This window comes from Nocardioides asiaticus, from assembly GCF_040049175.1.
Lineage (GTDB): Bacteria > Actinomycetota > Actinomycetes > Propionibacteriales > Nocardioidaceae > Nocardioides > Nocardioides cheoyonin.
Genome location: NZ_JBDZDM010000005.1, coordinates 30,674 through 48,701 on the forward strand (window position 1 = coordinate 30,674; position 18,028 = coordinate 48,701).

20 protein-coding genes and 3 tRNA genes are annotated in these 18,028 nt (G+C 70.5%); 14 read left to right on the forward strand and 9 right to left on the reverse strand.

What is annotated here, in order from left to right:
• Positions 1 to 43 precede the first annotated feature (43 nt).
• The 8 genes from ABLE53_RS17690 (at position 44) to ABLE53_RS17725 (ending at position 3,962) form a co-directional block, all read left to right on the forward strand.
• Positions 44 to 499: a DUF3566 domain-containing protein gene (locus ABLE53_RS17690; RefSeq protein ID WP_348860415.1), complete on the forward strand. Its 456-nt coding sequence runs from the start codon at positions 44 to 46 to the stop codon at positions 497 to 499.
• A gap of 86 nt (positions 500 to 585) precedes the next feature.
• A tRNA-Ile gene (locus tag ABLE53_RS17695) sits at positions 586 to 662 on the forward strand.
• A gap of 95 nt (positions 663 to 757) precedes the next feature.
• Complete coding sequence (locus ABLE53_RS17700) at positions 758 to 883, forward strand: DLW-39 family protein (RefSeq protein WP_348860416.1); 126 nt, start codon at positions 758 to 760, stop codon at positions 881 to 883.
• 11 nt (positions 884 to 894) lie between these two features.
• A tRNA-Ala gene (locus ABLE53_RS17705) sits at positions 895 to 970 on the forward strand.
• A gap of 1 nt (position 971) precedes the next feature.
• A complete protein-coding gene (locus tag ABLE53_RS17710; protein ID WP_348860417.1) occupies positions 972 to 1,619 on the forward strand; it encodes a GNAT family N-acetyltransferase in 648 nt (215 codons plus the stop codon).
• Between the two features lie 29 nt (positions 1,620 to 1,648).
• Positions 1,649 to 2,719, forward strand: a complete 1,071-nt coding sequence (locus tag ABLE53_RS17715; protein WP_348860418.1) for a hypothetical protein — start codon at positions 1,649 to 1,651, stop codon at positions 2,717 to 2,719.
• Positions 2,720 to 2,769: 50 nt separating this feature from the next.
• The gene (locus tag ABLE53_RS17720; protein ID WP_348860419.1) at positions 2,770 to 3,624 is read left to right on the forward strand and encodes an SURF1 family protein; all 855 of its coding nucleotides are present in this window, start codon (positions 2,770 to 2,772) and stop codon (positions 3,622 to 3,624) included.
• Positions 3,621 to 3,962 (forward strand): DUF3817 domain-containing protein, encoded by a 342-nt coding sequence (locus ABLE53_RS17725; protein WP_348860420.1) that lies wholly within the window; start codon positions 3,621 to 3,623, stop codon positions 3,960 to 3,962. The genes ABLE53_RS17720 and ABLE53_RS17725 overlap by 4 nt, the downstream gene beginning before the upstream one ends.
• A 7-nt stretch (positions 3,963 to 3,969) precedes the next feature.
• On the opposite strand, the gene ABLE53_RS17730 is transcribed toward ABLE53_RS17725, so the two are convergent.
• Complete coding sequence (locus tag ABLE53_RS17730) at positions 3,970 to 4,524, reverse strand: hypothetical protein (protein ID WP_348860422.1); 555 nt, start codon at positions 4,522 to 4,524, stop codon at positions 3,970 to 3,972.
• Between the two features lie 131 nt (positions 4,525 to 4,655).
• On the opposite strand from ABLE53_RS17730, the gene ABLE53_RS17735 reads away from it, so the two are divergent.
• Together ABLE53_RS17735 and ABLE53_RS17740 are read left to right on the forward strand one after the other, a co-directional pair.
• Complete coding sequence (locus tag ABLE53_RS17735) at positions 4,656 to 5,168, forward strand: peptidylprolyl isomerase (protein WP_348860423.1); 513 nt, start codon at positions 4,656 to 4,658, stop codon at positions 5,166 to 5,168.
• A gap of 19 nt (positions 5,169 to 5,187) precedes the next feature.
• Positions 5,188 to 6,129, forward strand: coding sequence for a rhomboid family intramembrane serine protease (locus ABLE53_RS17740; RefSeq protein ID WP_348860424.1), 942 nt, complete (start codon positions 5,188 to 5,190; stop codon positions 6,127 to 6,129).
• A gap of 156 nt (positions 6,130 to 6,285) precedes the next feature.
• Here the strand turns inward: ABLE53_RS17740 and ABLE53_RS17745 are convergent, their stop codons facing one another.
• Entirely contained in the window at positions 6,286 to 6,741 is a 456-nt protein-coding gene (locus ABLE53_RS17745) for a cell division protein CrgA (RefSeq protein ID WP_348860425.1), read from the reverse strand.
• Positions 6,742 to 6,800: 59 nt separating this feature from the next.
• Between ABLE53_RS17745 and ABLE53_RS17750 the strand changes: the two genes are divergently transcribed.
• On the forward strand, positions 6,801 to 7,592 hold the full coding sequence (locus tag ABLE53_RS17750; RefSeq protein ID WP_348860426.1) for a DUF881 domain-containing protein: 792 nt from the start codon (positions 6,801 to 6,803) through the stop codon (positions 7,590 to 7,592).
• Positions 7,593 to 7,599: 7 nt separating this feature from the next.
• Here ABLE53_RS17750 and pknB read toward each other — a convergent pair whose 3' ends face one another.
• The 7 genes from pknB to ABLE53_RS17785 are packed head-to-tail and all read right to left on the reverse strand — an operon-like array spanning position 7,600 to position 16,398.
• The gene (pknB, locus tag ABLE53_RS17755) at positions 7,600 to 9,453 is read right to left on the reverse strand and encodes a Stk1 family PASTA domain-containing Ser/Thr kinase (RefSeq protein ID WP_348860428.1); all 1,854 of its coding nucleotides are present in this window, start codon (positions 9,451 to 9,453) and stop codon (positions 7,600 to 7,602) included.
• On the reverse strand, positions 9,450 to 11,018 hold the full coding sequence (locus ABLE53_RS17760) for a serine/threonine-protein kinase (protein WP_348860429.1): 1,569 nt from the start codon (positions 11,016 to 11,018) through the stop codon (positions 9,450 to 9,452). Before ABLE53_RS17760 ends, pknB begins: the two co-directional genes overlap by 4 nt.
• The gene (locus ABLE53_RS17765; RefSeq protein ID WP_348860430.1) at positions 11,015 to 12,499 is read right to left on the reverse strand and encodes a peptidoglycan D,D-transpeptidase FtsI family protein; all 1,485 of its coding nucleotides are present in this window, start codon (positions 12,497 to 12,499) and stop codon (positions 11,015 to 11,017) included. The genes ABLE53_RS17760 and ABLE53_RS17765 overlap by 4 nt, the downstream gene beginning before the upstream one ends.
• Positions 12,496 to 13,896, reverse strand: coding sequence for an FtsW/RodA/SpoVE family cell cycle protein (locus ABLE53_RS17770; RefSeq protein WP_348860431.1), 1,401 nt, complete (start codon positions 13,894 to 13,896; stop codon positions 12,496 to 12,498). Before ABLE53_RS17770 ends, ABLE53_RS17765 begins: the two co-directional genes overlap by 4 nt.
• Positions 13,893 to 15,221, reverse strand: a complete 1,329-nt coding sequence (locus ABLE53_RS17775) for a PP2C family protein-serine/threonine phosphatase (RefSeq protein WP_348860432.1) — start codon at positions 15,219 to 15,221, stop codon at positions 13,893 to 13,895. The genes ABLE53_RS17770 and ABLE53_RS17775 overlap by 4 nt, the downstream gene beginning before the upstream one ends.
• Positions 15,218 to 15,694 (reverse strand): FHA domain-containing protein FhaB/FipA, encoded by a 477-nt coding sequence (locus tag ABLE53_RS17780; protein ID WP_348860434.1) that lies wholly within the window; start codon positions 15,692 to 15,694, stop codon positions 15,218 to 15,220. The genes ABLE53_RS17775 and ABLE53_RS17780 overlap by 4 nt, the downstream gene beginning before the upstream one ends.
• Positions 15,691 to 16,398, reverse strand: a complete 708-nt coding sequence (locus ABLE53_RS17785; protein WP_348860436.1) for an FHA domain-containing protein — start codon at positions 16,396 to 16,398, stop codon at positions 15,691 to 15,693. The genes ABLE53_RS17780 and ABLE53_RS17785 overlap by 4 nt, the downstream gene beginning before the upstream one ends.
• A gap of 157 nt (positions 16,399 to 16,555) precedes the next feature.
• On the opposite strand from ABLE53_RS17785, the gene ABLE53_RS17790 reads away from it, so the two are divergent.
• From ABLE53_RS17790 to ABLE53_RS17800, 3 genes are all read left to right on the forward strand, one after another.
• Positions 16,556 to 16,639, forward strand: a tRNA-Leu gene (locus ABLE53_RS17790).
• A 105-nt stretch (positions 16,640 to 16,744) separates the two neighbouring features.
• Complete coding sequence (locus tag ABLE53_RS17795) at positions 16,745 to 17,071, forward strand: hypothetical protein (protein ID WP_348860437.1); 327 nt, start codon at positions 16,745 to 16,747, stop codon at positions 17,069 to 17,071.
• A 15-nt stretch (positions 17,072 to 17,086) separates the two neighbouring features.
• Positions 17,087 to 18,004: a tyrosine-type recombinase/integrase gene (locus ABLE53_RS17800; protein WP_348860439.1), complete on the forward strand. Its 918-nt coding sequence runs from the start codon at positions 17,087 to 17,089 to the stop codon at positions 18,002 to 18,004.
• Positions 18,005 to 18,028 lie beyond the last annotated feature (24 nt).

Sequence of the window (18,028 nt, forward strand, 5' to 3'; positions counted from 1 at the left end):
ATCGGTGGCGAGCCGGGGTCATGAGGACACCGCTGTTCGCCCCATGACGCAGCGCATCCAGGCCAAGCTGGCGGACGCCGCCGAGGCTGCCCGCAAGAACGCGACCGCCCCGACGAAGCGGCCGGGCAAGGCCCCGCGCCGGGCGCGGCTGAGGCTCACCCGCATCGACCCGTGGTCGGTCATGAAGATGTCGTTCCTGCTGTCGGTCGCCATCGGCGTCGTCACCGTCGTCGCGGTGCTCGTCGTCTGGGGCGTCCTGAGCATGGCCGGCGTCTGGGACTCGATCAATCAGTCGGTCCAGGACATCGTGGGCGACCAGGGCTCGACCTGGGACATCCACGACTACCTCGGCACCTCGCGCGTGCTCGGGTTCACCCTCGTGATCGCGGTCGTCGACGTCGTGCTCCTGACGGCTGTGGCCACCCTCGGGGCCTTCCTCTACAACATGGCCGCGAACCTGCTCGGAGGCGTCGAGGTCACCCTGTCCGAGGACAACTGAGGCGCGTTTTGGTCGGCGGGAACCCCCTCCGGTAATGTTCCGCCTCGGCCGCTGGTACGAGGCTTCCACTCTCCAGCGACCACCTCGGGCCTATAGCTCAGACGGTTAGAGCGCTTCCCTGATAAGGAAGAGGTCACAGGTTCAAGTCCTGTTAGGCCCACCATCGATCCGGCTCCTGACCCGCGTGATGCGGGCAGGAGCCGATCTGCGTCGGGGCGCGATTTCCTGGGCGGCGTACGCCTTCAGTACCCTCACGGCATGAAGAAGATCGTGCTGGTGCTGCTGGCCGCTGCAGGTGCCGTGCTCGCGAAGAAGAAGCTGGACCAGAGCAAGGCCGAGCAGGCCCTGTGGGCCGAGGCGACCGACACGGTCTCCAAGTCCTGACACATCCCTTCGGGGCGTTGGCGCAATTGGTAGCGCACCTGCTTTGCAAGCAGGGGGTTAGGGGTTCGAGTCCCCTACGCTCCACCATGTGAGGCTCCCCGACTGGCCGCTGTTCGACCTGCGGCTGCGCTGCGGCGGAGTGGGGCTGCGGCCGGTGCGCGAGGACGACCTCGCGCTGCTCGGCGAGCTGCAGCCGGACGACTACGAGCTCGACCCGCGGTTCCCGGCGTACAACGGGCACAGCGGCGAGCAGCATCGGCGGCGACTGGTCTACCAGAGCTACTGGCGGTCGATGGGCACCTGGTCGCCGGAGGCGTGGTCGCTCGAGCTGCTGGTGGAGTACGCCGGCGAGGTCGTCGGGCTCCAGGGTATCGAGGGTGACGACTACCCCACGCTGAGGACGGTGGACTCGCACTCGTGGCTGGTGCCGCGCGCCCGCCGCCAGGGCATCGGGGTCGCGATGCGGCAGGCCGCGCTGGCGCTGGCGTTCGACCGCCTCGGCGCGGTGGCGGCGGTGACGTCGGCGCGACGCGACAACGCCGCCTCGCTCGGAGTCTCGCGGCACCTCGGCTACCGCGACAACGGCGTCAGCCTCAACCACGCGGCCGACGGCGTCATCGAGCTGCAGCACCTGCGGCTGACCGCCGCGGAGTGGCGGACCTCCGGACTGGGCGGCGAGGTCGAGGTCGACGGCGTCGAGCCGTGCCTGCCCTGGTTCGGCCTCGGGCGGGCGTGACCGCCGGCCGACGTGATCGTTGGCCGGTCGTGGGCAGGGGCCTAGGGCATGTCTCTCAAGCCGGAAAGCGCCTGCTGCGCGCCGCCCATCACGCGCCCTGGCTGCGTTGTCGTCAGTCGCCGGGACTCCGTCCCGGCTCCCTCCTCCGCCTTGCCAGGACACGCGCTGGACGACGCTCGCGACGGCGCCGACCTGGGAGACATGCCCTGGTCACCGCGGCGCTCGCGCTGCTGCTCGCCGCCGGCGCAGGCGGGTGCCGGCACGACTCGGCAGCGCCGACGCCCGAGCCACCGCCCGCGGCGACCCGGCCGCCGGCGTACGACGGCTCGCTGCCACCCGCCCAGGCGGCCCTGGCGCTGGTCCCGGCCGCGGCGACGACGCTGCGGGTCACCGACTACGACCGGGTGAAGGCCGAGCTCGGCGTACCCGACCTGAGCAGCGCCTCGCCGCCGGGCGATATCGCGACCTTCTGGCGGCGTACGTCCCAGGTCGCCGTCCTCACCCCCGGCCTGCTGCGGCCGGTGGACGACCGGCTCGAGACGGGGTACGGCTTCGGCCAGGCCGACGTGGCCTGGGAGGCGGTGTTCGCGGGGCCGTCCGGCGACGGATGGGTGCTCAGGATGAAGGGCAACGTCCCGATGGCCGCCGTACGCCGCGCGGTGCGGGCTCGCGGCGGCCCGCTCGCCGGAGTCGAGGTCGACGCCGCCCACCATCTCGTCACGCGGGGGGCGGCGGGGCCCGGCGAGCCGAACTGGGCGGCCCGGCCCGGCCTCGCCGACCTCGTCGGGACGCTCGGCCTCTCGACGTACGCCGAGCGTGGCTGCCGGCGCGGCGACAGCGGTGGGCAGCGGCTGCAGCCGCTCACGGCGTACGCCGTCGAGTACGCCGGCACGCTCGCGACCGCGCGCCTCGGCCCCGACCGCGACGACCTGTTTGCACGGATGCGGCTGGGACGGAGTCAGCGGGAGTTCAGCCAGGTCTACACGCGCGGCGCCGCCGACCCGTCGACCGGCAGGATCGGCTACGAGATGACCGACCCGCCGGCCGCGGCGCGGCTCGCGCTGCACCATCGGCTGCCGTTCGCGGTCTGCGAGGAGTGATGCCTCTCGACTGCGTCCTCCGCCGCTCGCAGACGTACGCTGGACCGGCCATGACCAGCCCACCCCGTCCCGTCAGCAGCGTGTTCTCGCCGCCGCTGTGGGGCGCCCACCTCGCGATGCTCGTGGTGGTGGCGGCGACGGTCGCGCTCGGCCTGTGGCAGTACGGCGTGAGCCATCAGCACAAGGCCGACCAGGTCGCGCAGCTCGCCCACGCGACGCCACGGCCGCTGACCGAGGTGATGGGGGCGAACGACCCGTTCCCGGGCGACCAGATCGGCCGCCCGGTGCTGGTGACGGGCAGCTGGGAGCCCGACGGCACGGTCTACGTCTCCGGGCACGCCCACGACGGCCGCGAGGGCTACTGGGCCGCCACCCCGCTGGAGCTGGAGGGCGGTGACGCGGCCGTCTACGTCGTCCGCGGCTGGACGGCATCGGTCCAGCGGGCGCCCGCGCCGCCGACGGGCACCGCGCGCCTGGTCGGCTGGCTCGAGCCCGGCGACTCGGCCCAAGACACGACCGAGGACGCGACCGGCGACAGCGACGCCGGCGACGCCGTCGTAGCCTCCCTCGACATCGCGTCGCTCATCGACCACGTCGACGTCGACCTCTTCAGCGCGTACGTCGTCGGGGCCGACCACCAGGCCGACTGGCCGGCTTCGGCGAGCCCGGTCAACGACGGCAGCGCGGGCCTGGCCGACGTGTCAGCCCCGGCCCTGCCGAAGGCCGACGCGACGACCGGACTGCGCAACTTCCTCTACGCGATCGAGTGGTGGCTCTTCGCCGTCTTCGCGGTCTACGTCTGGTGGCGCTACGTCCGGGACGTGACGCGTCCCGCACCGGAGGGCGACGACGGGGAGCCTGCTGAGGAAGACACTCAGGATCGAGCCGTAACCTCGGACGTGTGAAGGCCGCGCTCAACTGCTACAAGGTGATCGCCACGATCGTGGGCTGCCTGCTCATCGTGCTCGTGGTGATCGGTGTCCCGCTCGAGTTCCTCTCCGCGGAGGGGAGCGGGGCCAAGGACGCGGGCAACTTCATCACCGAGTACGTCGGCATCGCCCACGGCTACCTCTACATGATCTACCTGGTGACCACCTTCGTGCTGTCGCGGAAGGCGAGGTGGGACGTCCCGTTCACGATCGTCACGCTCATCTGCGGCACGATCCCGTTCGCCAGCTTCTGGGCGGAGCTCCGGGCGATCCGCCACACGGAGGCGGAGCACCCGGAGCTCGTCAGCGCTTAGCCGCTGTCTAGGTGAGCGGGTCGCCGGCCGGCTTGGTGTCGTCGGTGAACTCCGGCTCGGCGACGGCGTCGTCGGAGACCGGGCCGTCGTTCATGACCGGCGACGGGGTCGGGCCGACGGCCGACTGCCAGGTGTCCTGACCGCCTCCGGTGGCCTTCTTCGCGATCACGGCGGCGACGCCCGCGGCCGCGGCGAGGCCGAGGAAGGTCAGCAGCCGGCGGCGCCGGCGGGCCTTCTTCCGCCCGGTGAGCTCGTCCGCCTTGTCGGTGGCGAACTTCTTCGCCTCGTCGGCCTTGTCGGCGACGTACGACGCCCCGGTGGCCATGAGCGGCAGCCCCTTGCTCTTCGCCTGCTCGCCCGCCTCGAGGGCGGCCTCGCGCGCCTTCACGCCGGCGTCGGCGAGCGCCGGCCGGGCGGTGGATTCGACGAACTCCTCGACGTTCTCGAGTGCCGAGGTCAGCGCCGCGATCACGTGGGGCTTGAGCGTCTCGACGTAGTCGGCTGCCTGGTCACGGAGGTCCGTGGCGGTCTCGGCGATCGGCGTCGTCTTCGAGCTGGTCATTGGTCCAGAGTCCCTTTCAGCTTGCGGCGCATGGGAGGATTCAACGCGCGCGTAACACGTGCACTAGCGCGGTACCCGTCAAGGTATCTCGCAAACGAGTTGTAATGACACCGTCAGACAGAAGGGCAGCCATGGCTGATCTGCAGGCCATCCTCCACACCAACAAGGGCGACATCAGGATCACCCTCTTCCCCGACCACGCGCCTGAGACGGTGGCGAACTTCGTGGGGCTCGCGAAGGGCGAGAAGGCGTACGACACCGGCACCGGCAAGAGCGGCCCGTTCTACGACGGCCTCGGCTTCCACCGGATCATCGACGGCTTCATGATCCAGGGCGGCGACCCGCTCGGCACCGGCACCGGCGGCCCCGGCTACACCTTCAAGGACGAGCCGCACCCGGAGTTGACCTTCGACAAGCCGTACCTCCTGGCCATGGCCAACGCCGGCCCGGGCACCAACGGCTCGCAGTTCTTCATCACCGTCGCGCCGACGACGTGGCTCAACTTCAAGCACACGATCTTCGGCGAGGTCGCCGACCAGGAGTCCCGCGACATCGTCGACGCGATCGCGAAGACGCCGACCGCCGCCATGGACCGGCCGGTCGACCCGGTCGTCATGGAGACGGTGGAGATCGTCGAGGCCTGAGGCCCGCCCACCCGAGCACGTGAGCAACTCACCCGCTGACCCGGGCCCGCCACCGGCCGGGGTGCCGACTTGTTACCGGCACCCCGGCCGCGAGGCCTACATCCGCTGCCAGCGCTGCGACCGGCCGATCTGTCCGGACTGCATGAACGCCGCCTCCGTCGGCTTCCAGTGTCCCGAGTGTGTCCGCGAGGGGCACCGCGCGACGAGGACCGGCCGGACGGCGTACGGCGGCCTGCGCCCCACCGACGCCTCCCTCACCACGATGGTGCTCATCGGGCTCAACGCGATCGTCTGGCTGCTGATCAACGTCACCGGCCGCTACGGCAGCCGGCTCTACGACGTCTTCAGCCTCAAGGCGAGCGGCGTCTGCGAGCAGGGCAACGGCTACTACCCGAGCGTCCCCGAGGCGATCTGCGGTCGGATCGGTGCCGCCCACTGGGCGCCGGGGGTGAGCGACGGCGCGGTCTGGCAGCTGATCACCGCGGGCTTCGGCCACGTCGAGGTCTGGCACATCGTCTCCAACATGTTCTTCCTCTACATCGTCGGGCCGCAGCTCGAGGTGCTCTTCGGCAGGGCCCGCTTCCTCGCGCTGTACTTCCTGTCGCTTCTCGCGGGCTCGACGCTGGTCTACTGGGCGGCCCCCGAGCACACCGCGACCCTCGGGGCGTCGGGGGCGATCTTCGGCCTGATGGCCGCGATCCTGGTCATCTCGGTGAAGCGCCACGCCGACCTGCGGCAGATCCTCATCCTGATCGCCCTCAACTTCGGGATCACCTTCGCGCTCTCGGGCATCTCCTGGCAGGGCCACGTCGGCGGCTTCGTCGGGGGCGCCCTGACCGCGGGGATCCTGGCGTACGCGCCGGCGGGCCCGCGCCGGATGCTCGTCCAGGTGGGCGGGCTCGCCTGCCTCGGCGTGGTGCTCGTCGTGCTCGTCGCCGTACGCAGCGCCGCCCTGGGCTGACTCCACAATCCACACCTGTGCACACAGATGTGGAGAACTACACCGTTGTAGTTCTCCACAGGGTTATCCCCGGATGTGAAGAACCGACCGCGAAAGACGACCGGCGCAGCCCTGTGGGGACTGCGCCGGTCGTCGTACGAGAAGAGGGCGGCCCGCTCACTCCCAGCGGGTGGCGTAGGCGAACCCGACCGCCATGAAGACGATCCCGACGATGAGGTTCTTCTGGCCGAGGTCGTTGAACACCCAGATCTTGTCGAGGTCGTTGCTGAAGATGTAGAAGACGCAGATCCAGGCGAGGCCGAGCAGGAAGCAGCCCAGCATGCCGACGACGACGCCCCGGCCGCGGCCGAGCGGGGTCTTCGGGTGCGCGGCGATGATCAGACCGAGGAAGAACAGCACGAAGCCGACGAGGTAGTTCCAGCCCTTGAGGTCGCGGAGGAGGCTGATGCCGGTGTACTTCCCGCCGGCCTCGTCGGGACGGACCCCGACGTAGTAGTAGGCGATCCACGCGATCCCGAGCGCGATGAGCAGGAGCGCCAACCCGAAGCGGACGGTGAGGACCGGCCCCCGGTCGACGTCGAGCGCGCTCTTCGGGAGCTTGAGCTTGGCCACGGGTACTGCTCCGTTTCGGGTCCTGATTGGGGAATGTCTGGAACGCTCCGCATACCCTAATGGGCGTGACACGAGGATCCCACGCGGGCGCCCACGAGCGTCCCGACGCTCACCGACTTCGCAGCCGGCTCACAGCCTGGCGCGTCGGTACGCCGGTCGTGGTCCTCGTCTGCGGCGGGCTCCTCGCCGTGAGCGCCGCCAACAGCCACGGGACCGATCTGCGTCCCGGGCGCTACACCGACCTGGCGTCGCTGGTGCAGAGCGAGGCCGACCGTTACCACGCGCTCGAGGACCGGGTGACCCGGCTCAACAGCGAGGTCGAGAGCCTCTCCGACGCGGTCTCCGACCGCGAGGTGGCCCGCTACCACCGCCGGGTCGAGCAGCTCGAGGACCCGGCCGGTCTCACCCCGCGCTCGGGTCCCGGCGTCTCGATCACCCTCAGCGACGCGCCCACCGAGCTGATCGACAGCACCGACCTCGATCCCAACCTGCTCGTCGTGCACCAGCAGGACATCCAGGCGGTCGTCAACGCGCTGTGGCAGGGCGGCGCCACCGCCGTCACCATCGCGGGGAAGCGGATCATCACCACGACCGGGATCAAGTGCTCGGGGAGCACCGTCCAGCTGCAGGGCGTGCCGTACCCCGAGCCGTTCGTCATCAAGGCCGTCGGCGACCCGGACAGCCTCGAGACGGCGCTCGACAACGACTCCTACGTGAGCCTCTACAAGAGCCAGTCCGAGGACCCGCGCATCGACATCGGGTGGGACTTCTCCCGCGAGGACCACGTCACCGCGCCGGCGTACGACGGGCTGCTGTCGCTGCACTACGCGCAGCCGCTGGACGGCGGCTGACCGCGGCCTACGGCGTCGGCGAGCTGCTCGGCGAGCTGGACTCGGACGGCGAGGGCCCCGGCGTACACGTCGGCGGGTTGCCCGGGTCGGCGGGGATCGTCGTCGTCGTGGACGCGAGCGGGTTGGTCGGGTCGGGGACCACCGAGGTCGAGGTGGGGCACGTCGGCAGCGGCTCGTAGGTCGAGACCCAGATGACCACCTCGGTGCCCTGCGGCTGGGAGGAGCCCTTCGGGGACTGGTCGGTGACCGTGCCCTTGGGCTTCTTCGTCGAGTTGTCCTCGGTGACGCGCGGGACGAATCCCGCGTTGCGCAGGATCTGCTCGGCCTGCTGCTGCGTCTTGCCGATGACGTTCGGGACCGCCTGCGGGCCCTTGGAGACCGTGAGGATGACCGTCGTGCCGGGGCCGCTCGTCACGCTGGTGCCGGCCCGCGGGTTGGTCTCGAGGACCTCGTTCTTCGGCTGGTCGGAGTCGACCGGCTCGACGGTGACCTTGAACTTGTAGCCGTCCCCGGTGAGCAGGCTGCGGGCCGTCTTCAGCGACGAGCCGACCACGTCGGGCATGGTCACGTCGGGCAGCCCCGTCGAGACGGTGATCGTGACGATGGTGCCGGGGTCGGCGTACGCCCCCTGGCCGCCCTCGGGATCCTGGCTGATGACTCGGCCGGACTTCACCGTCTGGCTGGACTGCTGGGTGGTGCTGACCTCGAGCTGGGCGTTGCCGATCAGCTTGCGCGCCTGCGTCTCGGTCTTGCCGACGACATTGGGGATCTCGACCCGGTCCGGCGCGTCGTCGAACAGCTTCGGCATGAAGAACGCCCCCACCGCGACCAGCGCGAGCACGATGAGCCCGAGCAGCACGAGCAGCCAGGTGCGCGGACCGCGCTCCTCGTCCTCCTCGCCCGGCGGCGGGACGGGCGCACCGGGCCCACCGGCGGAGGGTACGACGGCGGTGGCGGCCGTCGCCGGGCCGGCGACCGTGGCGGGCGCGGGGGGCACGACCGCGTGGACCGGCCGGCCGGCGAGGTAGCGCTCGATGTCGTTGCGCATCGCGGCGGCGGACTGGTAACGGTCCTCGACCCTCTTGGCCAGCGACTTCATGACGATCGCGTCGACCTCGGGCGGCAGCGCGGTGTCGTGGTCGGACGGCGGCGTGGGCATCTCGCGGACGTGCTGGTAGGCGACCGCGACCGGCGAGTCGCCGACGAACGGCGGCCGGCCGGTGAGCAGCTCGTAGAGCAGGCAGCCGGCGCTGTAGACGTCGGAGCGGGAGTCGACGGTCTCACCGCGGGCCTGCTCGGGGGAGAGGTACTGCGCCGTGCCGACGACGGCGGCGGTCTGGGTCATCGTCGAGGAGGCGTCGCTGATCGCCCGGGCGATGCCGAAGTCCATCACCTTGACGTCGCCGGCGGGCGTGAGCATCACGTTGCCGGGCTTGATGTCGCGGTGGATGATCCCGGCCCGGTGGCTGTAGTCGAGCGCGGAGAGGACGTCGGAGGTGATCTCCAGCGCTCGCTCGGGCAGGATCTTGCGGCCCTCGCGCAGGATGTCACGCAGCGTCCGGCCGGCGACGTACTCCATCACGATGTAGGGCTGGGCGACGCCCTCGGCGGTCTTCTCCTCGCCGGTGTCGTAGACGGCGACGATGGCCGGGTGGTTGAGCGAGGCCGAGGACTGCGCCTCACGACGGAACCTCGCCTGGAAGGTGGCGTCGCTGGCCAGGTCGGTGCGGAGCCGCTTGATCGCGACGGTGCGGCCGAGGCGGGTGTCGGTGCCCTTGCGGACCTCGGCCATCCCGCCGCGCCCGAGGAGCTCCCCGACCTCGTAGCGCCCGGCGATCAGGCTCGGCTCTGGCTGGTTCATGGCGTGCTGTCTCCCCCTGCTGCACCCTGGTCCCCCTGGTCGTCGCCCCCGCCCGGGAGGATGTCGATCGACGGACTGTCGGAGGCACTCGGCGACTCGGTGGGCGACGGCGTCTCGCTCGGCGTCTCGCTCGGCGTCTCCGTGGGCGTCGGGGTCGGCGTCGGTGTGGGCGTCGGCTCCGGGGCCGCGCCGTAGTAGCGGACCAGGATCCGGTCGCCCTCGTGCAGGTTGCGGGACGGGTCGAGACTGCTCACGGTGTCGGCCTCGTGGCTGCCGTCGTTGTCCTCGACCTCGGTGTAGGGCCGGAGCCCCTGGTTGCGCAGCTCGGCGAGCACGTCGTCGACGTCACGGCCGACGTACTGGCTCTCGTCGAGGCTGAAGGTCTTCTCCGTCGGCGACTTCTTGGCCGGCTTCGACGTCTTGGCCTGCGCCGACGACGTGTCGCTGGCGGTATCGGTCGGCGCCGGGCTCTCGCTGCTGTTGAAGAAGGTGACCAGCCAGATGACGGCGATGATCGCGAGCAGCAGGAGGACGAGGAGCGCGATGTTCCACGGGTTCTTGTACCAGGGCCGGTGAGGCTCCTCGTCGTCGTAGCGCGGCGGCGGGGTGACGTCGGTGGCATCGGTCGGTACGGACGGGAGCACCGCAGTCTCCGACCCGGTCTCCGACCCCGCGGCAGCGGCCGCGAGCGGGGCGGCGACGACCGGGATGGTCGCCGAGGTGTCGGTACGGCTCGCGGCCAGGCCCCGCAGGGCGGCGGTGAACGCGGCGGCGTCGGGGTAGCGCTCGGACGGCTCCTTGGACAGCGCCTTCATCACGACCGCGCCGAGGTCGGCGGGCACGCTGTCGGGCAGCGGCGGGACGGCGTCGTGGAGGTGGGCGATCGCGGTGGCGACCGGCGTCTCCTTCTGGAACGGGCGGTAGCCGGAGAGGCACTCGAACGCGACCACGCCGAGGGCGTAGACGTCGGAGGCGGGGGTGGCGCTCTCGCCGCGGGCCTGCTCGGGGGAGAGGTACTGCGGCGTGCCCATCACCTGGCCGGTGCTGGTGATCGCGCTTGCCGACGCGGCCCGGGCGATCCCGAAGTCGGTGACCTTCACCTGGCCGTCGGGGGTGACGAGCAGGTTGGCGGGCTTGACGTCGCGGTGGACGATCCCGGCCCGGTGTGCGGCGGCGAGCGCGTCGCCGGCCTGGCCGAGCAGGTCGCGTACGACGTCCGGGTCGAGCGGCCGGCCGCCCCGGATCAGGTCGGAGAGCGGCTTGCCGTCGACGAGCTCCATCACGAGGTAGGGCCGCATCAGGCCGCTGGCGGTCGGCATCTCGCCGACGTCGTAGACGGCCGCGACGTGCGGGTGGTGGAGGGCGGCGGCGTGCCGCGCCTCGGAGTCGAACCGCTGGCGGTTGACCGGGTCGTCGGCGTACTCCGGCTTGAGGAGCTTGATCGCGACGTCGCGGCCGAGGTTGGTGTCGGTGGCGCGCCAGACCTCGCCCATGCCACCGGTGGCGATGAGCTCGTGGAACTGGTAGCGCCCCGGCCGGGCCTGCCCGGTCTGCTGGTCGGTCACTGTCCCACCGCCGCCTGGATCATCGCCCGTGCGATCGGGGCGCACAGGGCACCACCCGCGATGTCGTTGCGCGGCGTACCGCTCTTCTGGACCATCACGGCGACGGCGATCTTGGGGTTCTCCGCGGGAGCGAACGCCGTGAACCAGGCGTACGGCGGCCGGTCCGGGTCGCTCTGGGCCGTGCCGGTCTTGCCCGCGACCGTGATGCCGGGGATCTGCGCGGCGGTGCCGGTGCCGTGGTCCACCACTGACTCCATCATCGTCGTGAGCTGGTCGGCCGTGCTGGAGGAGATGGCCGGCTGGCCGTCGTCGAGCGGCTCGGGGTGGCCCTGGTCGATGACGTCGAGCGAGGCGGAGGTCACCCGGTCGACCAGGTAGGGCTTCATCACGGTGCCGCCGTTGGCGATCCCGGCCGAGACCATCGCCATCTGGAGCGGGGTGGCGGCGACGTCGTACTGGCCGATGGCCGACAGCACGCGGTAGGCCGGACCGAGCGTGCCCTGCGGGAAGCTGCTGCGCGCCTGAGGCGAGATGTCGTCCAGGTAGTGCTGGCCGAAGCCGAACTTCTCGGCCTGCTCGCGCAGCTCCTTGTCGCTGAGCTTGAGCGCGACGTCGCCGAAGGCCACGTTGCAGGACCAGTCGAGGGCGGTGGTGAAGCTCACCTTGGCCTGGCCGAGGTTGCCGCAGCTTTCGCCGCCCTCGTTGTGCATGTCCTTGTCGGTCTGCGGGACGTCGAGCGCGTTCGTGCCGTTGACCAGGCTGTCGGGGGTCATCTTGAGGTTCTCGAGGGCCGCGGCGGCGGTGACCAGCTTGAACGTCGAGCCCGGCGGGAGGGTCGTCTGGGTCGCACGGTTCGACATCGGCTGGTTGTCGTCGGCGTTGAGCCGCTTCCACGTCTTCTCGGTCTCGCCGATGTCGTGGCTGGCCAGGTTGTTGACGTCGTACGACGGCGTGCTGGCCATCGCGAGGATGCGGCCCGTGCTCGGCTCGATCGCGACCGCCGCGCCCTGGACGTCGGAGCCGAGGGCGGTGAGTCCGTTGTAGGCCGCGTCCTGCACCTTCGGGTTGATCGTCAGCTCGACGTTGCCGCCCTTTGGGTCACTGTTGGTCACCAGATCGATGAGCCGGTTGGTGAAGAGCCGGTCGTCGTCACCGGAGAGGATGTCGTTCTGGGAGCGCTCGATGCCGGTCTGGCCGTACTGGAAGGAGAGGAAGCCGGTGATCGGGGCGTACTCGAACGGCTTGGGGTAGGTCCGCTGCCACTCGTACTGGTCCTTGCTCTTCACGCTCTTGGCGATCGCCTGCTTGCCGGCCAGGATCGCGCCGCGCTGCCGGGAGAAGGACTCCTCGGTCACCCGGCGGTTGCCGGCGTGGTCGTCGTAGGAGTCGGCCTTCACGAACTGCACGTAGGTGATGTTGAGCATCAGCGCCACGAACAGGATCAGGCAGCCGATGCTGAGGGTACGGATGGGACGGTTCACAGCTTGACCACCTGTGTCGCGTCGGAGGCGACCTCGTCGTCGGAGGGGAGCGAGGGCAGCGGCCTGCGGGCCTGGTCCGAGATGCGCAGGAGCAGCGCCACGATGACCCAGTTGGCGACCAGCGAGGACCCGCCGTACGACAGGAACGGCGTGGTGAGGCCGGTGACCGGGATCAGGTTGGTGACGCCCCCGATGACCACGAAGACCTGGATCGCGAACGACGTCGCGAGACCGACCGCGATGAGCTTGCCGAAGTCGTCGCGCGAGATGACCGCCGTGCGCAGCCCGCGCTCGACGATGAGGCCGTAGCAGAGCAGGATCGCGAACACCGCGGTCAGGCCGAGCTCCTCGCCGATGGCGGGGACGATGAAGTCGGAGTTGGCGTACGGGATGCGCCACGGCTCGCCCTCGCCGAAGCCGCGGCCGAGGAGGCCGCCCCAGGCGAGGCCGAAGAGGCCGTTGACGAGCTGGTCGGAGGCCGGGCCGGACTGCGCCTGGTAGTAGTCGAACGGGTGCAGCCAGATCTCCACGCGGGAGTGGACGTGGGAGATGAAGGTGCCGGCGAGCACCGCGCCGACGAGGAAGAGTCCGCCACCGACGATGATCCAGCCGCGCCGCTCGGTGGCGACGTAGAGCATCACCACGAAGATGCCGAAGAAGAGCAGGCTGGAGCCGAGGTCGTGCTGGCGTACGAGGATCGCGAGGCTGACCAGCCACATCGCGAGGATCGGGCCGAGGTCGCGGCCGCGGGGCAGGTCGATGAACAGGATCCGCCGTCCGGCGAGGGCGAGCGCGTCGCGGTGGAGCACGAGGTAGCCGGCGAAGCAGACCACCAGCAGGACCTTGGCGACCTCGCCGGGCTGGAAGCTCATCCCGCCGAGCTGGATCCAGATCTGGGCGCCGTTCTTGCTGCTGCCGATGACCGGGAGCATCGGCAGGATCAGCATGACGACCGCGGCCAGCCCGCAGGTGTAGGTGAACCGCTGCAGCATCCGGTGGTCGCGGACCAGGAACAGCGTCCCGACGAAGAGCCCCACCCCGATCGTCATCCAGATCAGCTGCTGACGGGCGAACGCGCCGCCGGCGTCGGTGAGCCCCGCGGCCAGGTCGAGCCGGTGGATCTCGGCGAGGCCGAGCCCGTTGAGCATCGCCACCAGGGGGAGCAGCACCGGGTCGGCGTACGGCGCCAGGAAGCGTACGGCGATGTGAGCGCCGATCAACAGCGCGACCAGCCAGGTGCCGTAGCCGAAGATGTCGGGCGGGACCTCCTCCTTCACGCCGAGGCCGACGGCGGCGTAGCCGCCGATCCCGACGGCGAGCGCGAGGATCATCAGGACCAGCTCGGCCCCGCGTCGCTGGCGGTGGACGAAGCCGGACAGGCCGTTGAGCGTGCTCATGAGACGCTCGCTCCGTCGGACTCGGCGTCGGCGCGCAGGTCGCGGACCTTCTGCCTGGCGGCGTCGAGGCTGTCCTGGTGGAGACCGTCCTCGACCTGCTGCTGGTAGACGTCGGCGAGCTGGTCGATGTCGAGGTCGGAGGTCTGGTACGGGGTATAGAGGTCGAACCCGAGCAGCGTCGTGTGGACGCCGCGGTAGATGGCGACCCGGCCGTCCTTCTCGCCGACGAACCACTGGCTCTGGGTCCACGACCAGCCGGCCGCGGCGGCGACCCAGAGGACCCCGACCACGGCGAGCAGCAGGAGGAACCGCCGCAGCCACGGGAAGCGCCGTGGCGGGTGGAGCGCGTAGCGGGCGTCCTCGGGGTCGTGGTCGATCGCGTCGGCCGGGACCTCGAACCCGTCGGCGTAGTCGTCGGAGACGGCCTCGAGCTCGCCGGTGTCGCCCATCCGGTGGCCGCGGAAGAGCCCGCTGACCGCGCCCAGCGGGAGCTTGCGGCGCAGCTCGGCGGCGGCGCCGACGAGCATGGGCTCGCGCTCCTCCTCGACCGGCTGCTGTGCCGACTCCGGGGCCGACTGCTGGGCCGGGACGACGTCCGCCACGATGCAGGTGACGTTGTCGGTGCTGCCGGCGTCGAGGGCCACCCTGACCAGCTCGACCGCGGCGAAGTCCGGACTGCCGGTGCCGAGCACGTCGGCCAACCGCGCGTCGGGGAGCACGCCGCTGACGCCGTCGCTGCAGAGCATGACGCGGTCACCGGGCTCGAGGGGTACGACGAAGAGGTCGGGCTCCACGTCGCGCATGCCGTCCAGGGCGCGGAGGATGAGGTTGCGGTGGGGGTGGTTCCGCGACTCCTCCTCGCTGATCCTGCCCTCGTCGATCAGGGTCTGCACGAAGGTGTGGTCGTGGGTGATCTGGGAGACCGCGCCGCCGCGGTAGAGGTAGGCCCGGCTGTCGCCGACGTGGCCCATCGCGAGCCGCTCGCCGTCGAAGAGCGCCACGGTGGCCGTCGTACTCGTGCCGTTGAGGGAGGGGTCGTGCTCGACCAGCTCGCCGATCCTGTCGTGGGCCCGGTGGAGCGCGCCGGACACGAGGCCGAGCAGGTCGTCCTCGGTGTGGCCGGGCGTCGGTGGCTCGTCCAGCCTGCGCAGCTGCTGCACCGCCGTGCTCGACGCGATGTCGCCGCGCGCCGCGCCGCCGACACCGTCGCAGACGGTCAGTAGCCAGGGACCGGCGTACCCGCTGTCCTGGTTGTCCTTGCGGACCCGGCCCACGTCCGACATCGCGGCGTAGTCGAGGCGCAGTGCTGGCTTCTCTTGGGTCACTTGCGCAGTTCCAGGATCGTTTTCCCGATGCGCACCTGGGTGCCCAGGGAGATCGCGGTCGGCTGGTTGATCCGGACGGAGCCGATGTAGGTCCCGTTGGTCGAGCCGAGGTCCTCGACGAACCACTGCTCGCCGGAGACCGCGATCCGCGCATGTCGGGTGGAGACGTAGTCGTCGTCGAGCACGATCTGGGCGTCGGCGCCGCGCCCGATGACGATGGGCGCCGACTCGAGCGAGACCGCCGTGCCCGCGTTGGAGCCCGAGACGACGACGACCTGGGTGGGTACGCCGCGGCGTGGCGCCTTGGGTGCCTTCTGCTTCTTCCGCGCGCGCTCCGGGGCCGGCTGGCGGGCGCCGTCGGCCACCCGGGCGCCGAACATGTCGGAGCGGATCACCGAGATCGCGGCGAGGACGAAGATCCAGAGGATCGCCAGATAGGCGACCTTGATGAGGAAGAGGGTCAGCTGGCTCACTGAGTCTCCTCCACGACGTGGACGGTGATCGTGGTGGTGCCGATCCGCACCTGCGAGCCGTCGTCGACGACCGCGCTGCCCATCTTCTGCCCGTCGACGAGCATGCCGTTGGTCGAGCCGAGGTCGCGGACCTCGAGGTGGAGCCGGTCGTCGCTGCCGCGCATCCGGAACTCGACGTGCCGGCGGCTCACCCCCGGGTCGTTGATGCGCAGGTCGGCGTCGGTCCCGCGGCCGACCACGACGGAGGCGTGGAGCGGATGGCGGGTGCCGTTGATCTCGAGGTAGGCGCGGGCGCGGCGTACCTGCGTGTCGGTCATCGACGCGCCGCTCACCCCCGCGAGGGCGCGGCTCTTGATCCGGAACCGGCCGGTCGTGAGGTCGGGGTGCTCCTCGAACTCGATCGTGATCCGGCCCGGGAAGACGAAGCCCTGCTGGTCGGCGTGCTGCTTGAGCTGCTGCTTCAGCTCCTCGGCCAGGGTGGAGTCGTACGGCGCCAGCCGGGTCATGTCCGGGGGTGAGAGCTCCACGTGGAAGTCGTTGGGCGCCAGCCGGCGCTGACGGCTCAGGATCTGGGAGTTGTTGTCGACCTCGCGCTGGAGCGCCGCGGCGATCTCCACCGGCTGCACGGCCGACCGGAAGGCCCGGGCGAACGCCCCGGAGATCCACCCCTCCAGGCGCTGCTCGAACTTCTGCAGCCCGCCCACCGCGGCCTCCTCTCTCCTGTGTGTCTGCATGCCGACGACCCGAGTGTGGTCCCCCGGGTTCGCGCCGATCGTATCGGGGCACTCTAGACGGGTGCCCCCACCGCGCCGCCGGTTTGGGGATGGCCGCGGCGCTGGGATAGCCTTCCGGTGCTTCGACGCGCGAGTGGCGGAATAGGCAGACGCGCACGGTTCAGGTCCGTGTGCCCGAAAGGGCGTGGGGGTTCAACTCCCCCCTCGCGCACTTGAGAAGGCCCAGGTTTCACCTGGGCCTTCGTGCATTTCGGGCGTAGCCTCGGGACTCCGGGTAGCACGGTGGTAGCACCAGCACCTACCTGGAGGTGCACGGATGGCTTGGATCGAGAAGCGCAAGCGTCGCGACGGAGGGACCTCCGCGCGGGTGGTCTGGCGCCTGGGCGGGACCCGTGAGGGGCCGTATCAGGTCGAGACTTTCAGCGCCGGCAGTGACGCTCAGAACCTCGCTCGTGCCGACGGCTTCAAGCAGATGGTCCAGGCGGCCGGGCAGCGCTGGCCGGATGGCTGGGTCAAGGGCGAGGGATTCGTGCGAGCCGCAGGCAGCGGCGACCCCATGAGGCCCCCGCCGACCTTCGACGAGATCGGTGAGGAGTACGTGCGCCAGATCGTCGATCTCTCACCCGGTCAGCGCAAGCGGTAGCTGGGCCAGCTGGGCGTGCTGTCCGACACTAAGGTCCGGGGCGCTCACCTGTTCACTCGGCCGGTCACCGAAATCAGTGAAGCCGACCTCAAGGACTGGCTGATCGACTGGAACCGCTCGTTGAAGACCAAGTCGAATTACCACGGTCTGATCCACGGGGTGTTCGCCTACGCGGTCAAGCGGGGTCATCTGACAACCAACCCCGCCGTCGGCAGCGCGCCGAAGGGATCCAGGGTCAAACAGGCACGACCCGAGCTGCGGTTCCTGACCGAGACCGAGCTGGAGAAGGCTGTGAAGCTGGCCGGCGCCCACGGGGACGTCCTCACCGTGGCCGCCGGCACCGGTCTGAGGTTCGGCGAACTGAGCGCACTCTGGGTCAGCGACGTCGATCGGGCCCACAACCGGATGCGGATCAACAAGGCCTGGAAGCGCGACGGCGAGGATGGTGAGGCCGACACCCCGGCCTGGCTGGCGAAGCAGCTCAAGCCGAAGCACCGGATGCGCGGACATCACCTCGGCAATCCGAAGACCGTGAAATCGAGGCGCACGATCACGATCTCGCCGGCGGTCGCGTCCGTGCTCTCGAAGCGAGTCAAGGGACGAGCGCCCGACGACTTCATCTTCGTCACACGCACCGGCCTGCCGCTTCACCACGGCGACTTCTACACCCACGTCTGGAGCAAGCTGATGAAGAAGCTGGAGGCCGACGGCATCGCGCGGTTCCGGTTCCACGACCTGCGCCACACCCACGTCGCCTGGCTCGTTGCCGGTGGAGCGCCGCTGCCACACATTCAGGCGCGACTCGGGCACGAGTCGATCACCACGACCATCGACACGTACGGTCACCTGCTGCCGGCGGGGGACGAGCTGATATCGGGGATCATCGACACTGCTCTTGGCGGCGGCACGATCCGGCCGAACGGTCGCCCGTGATTGTCGGCCCGATCTGGCAGGCTC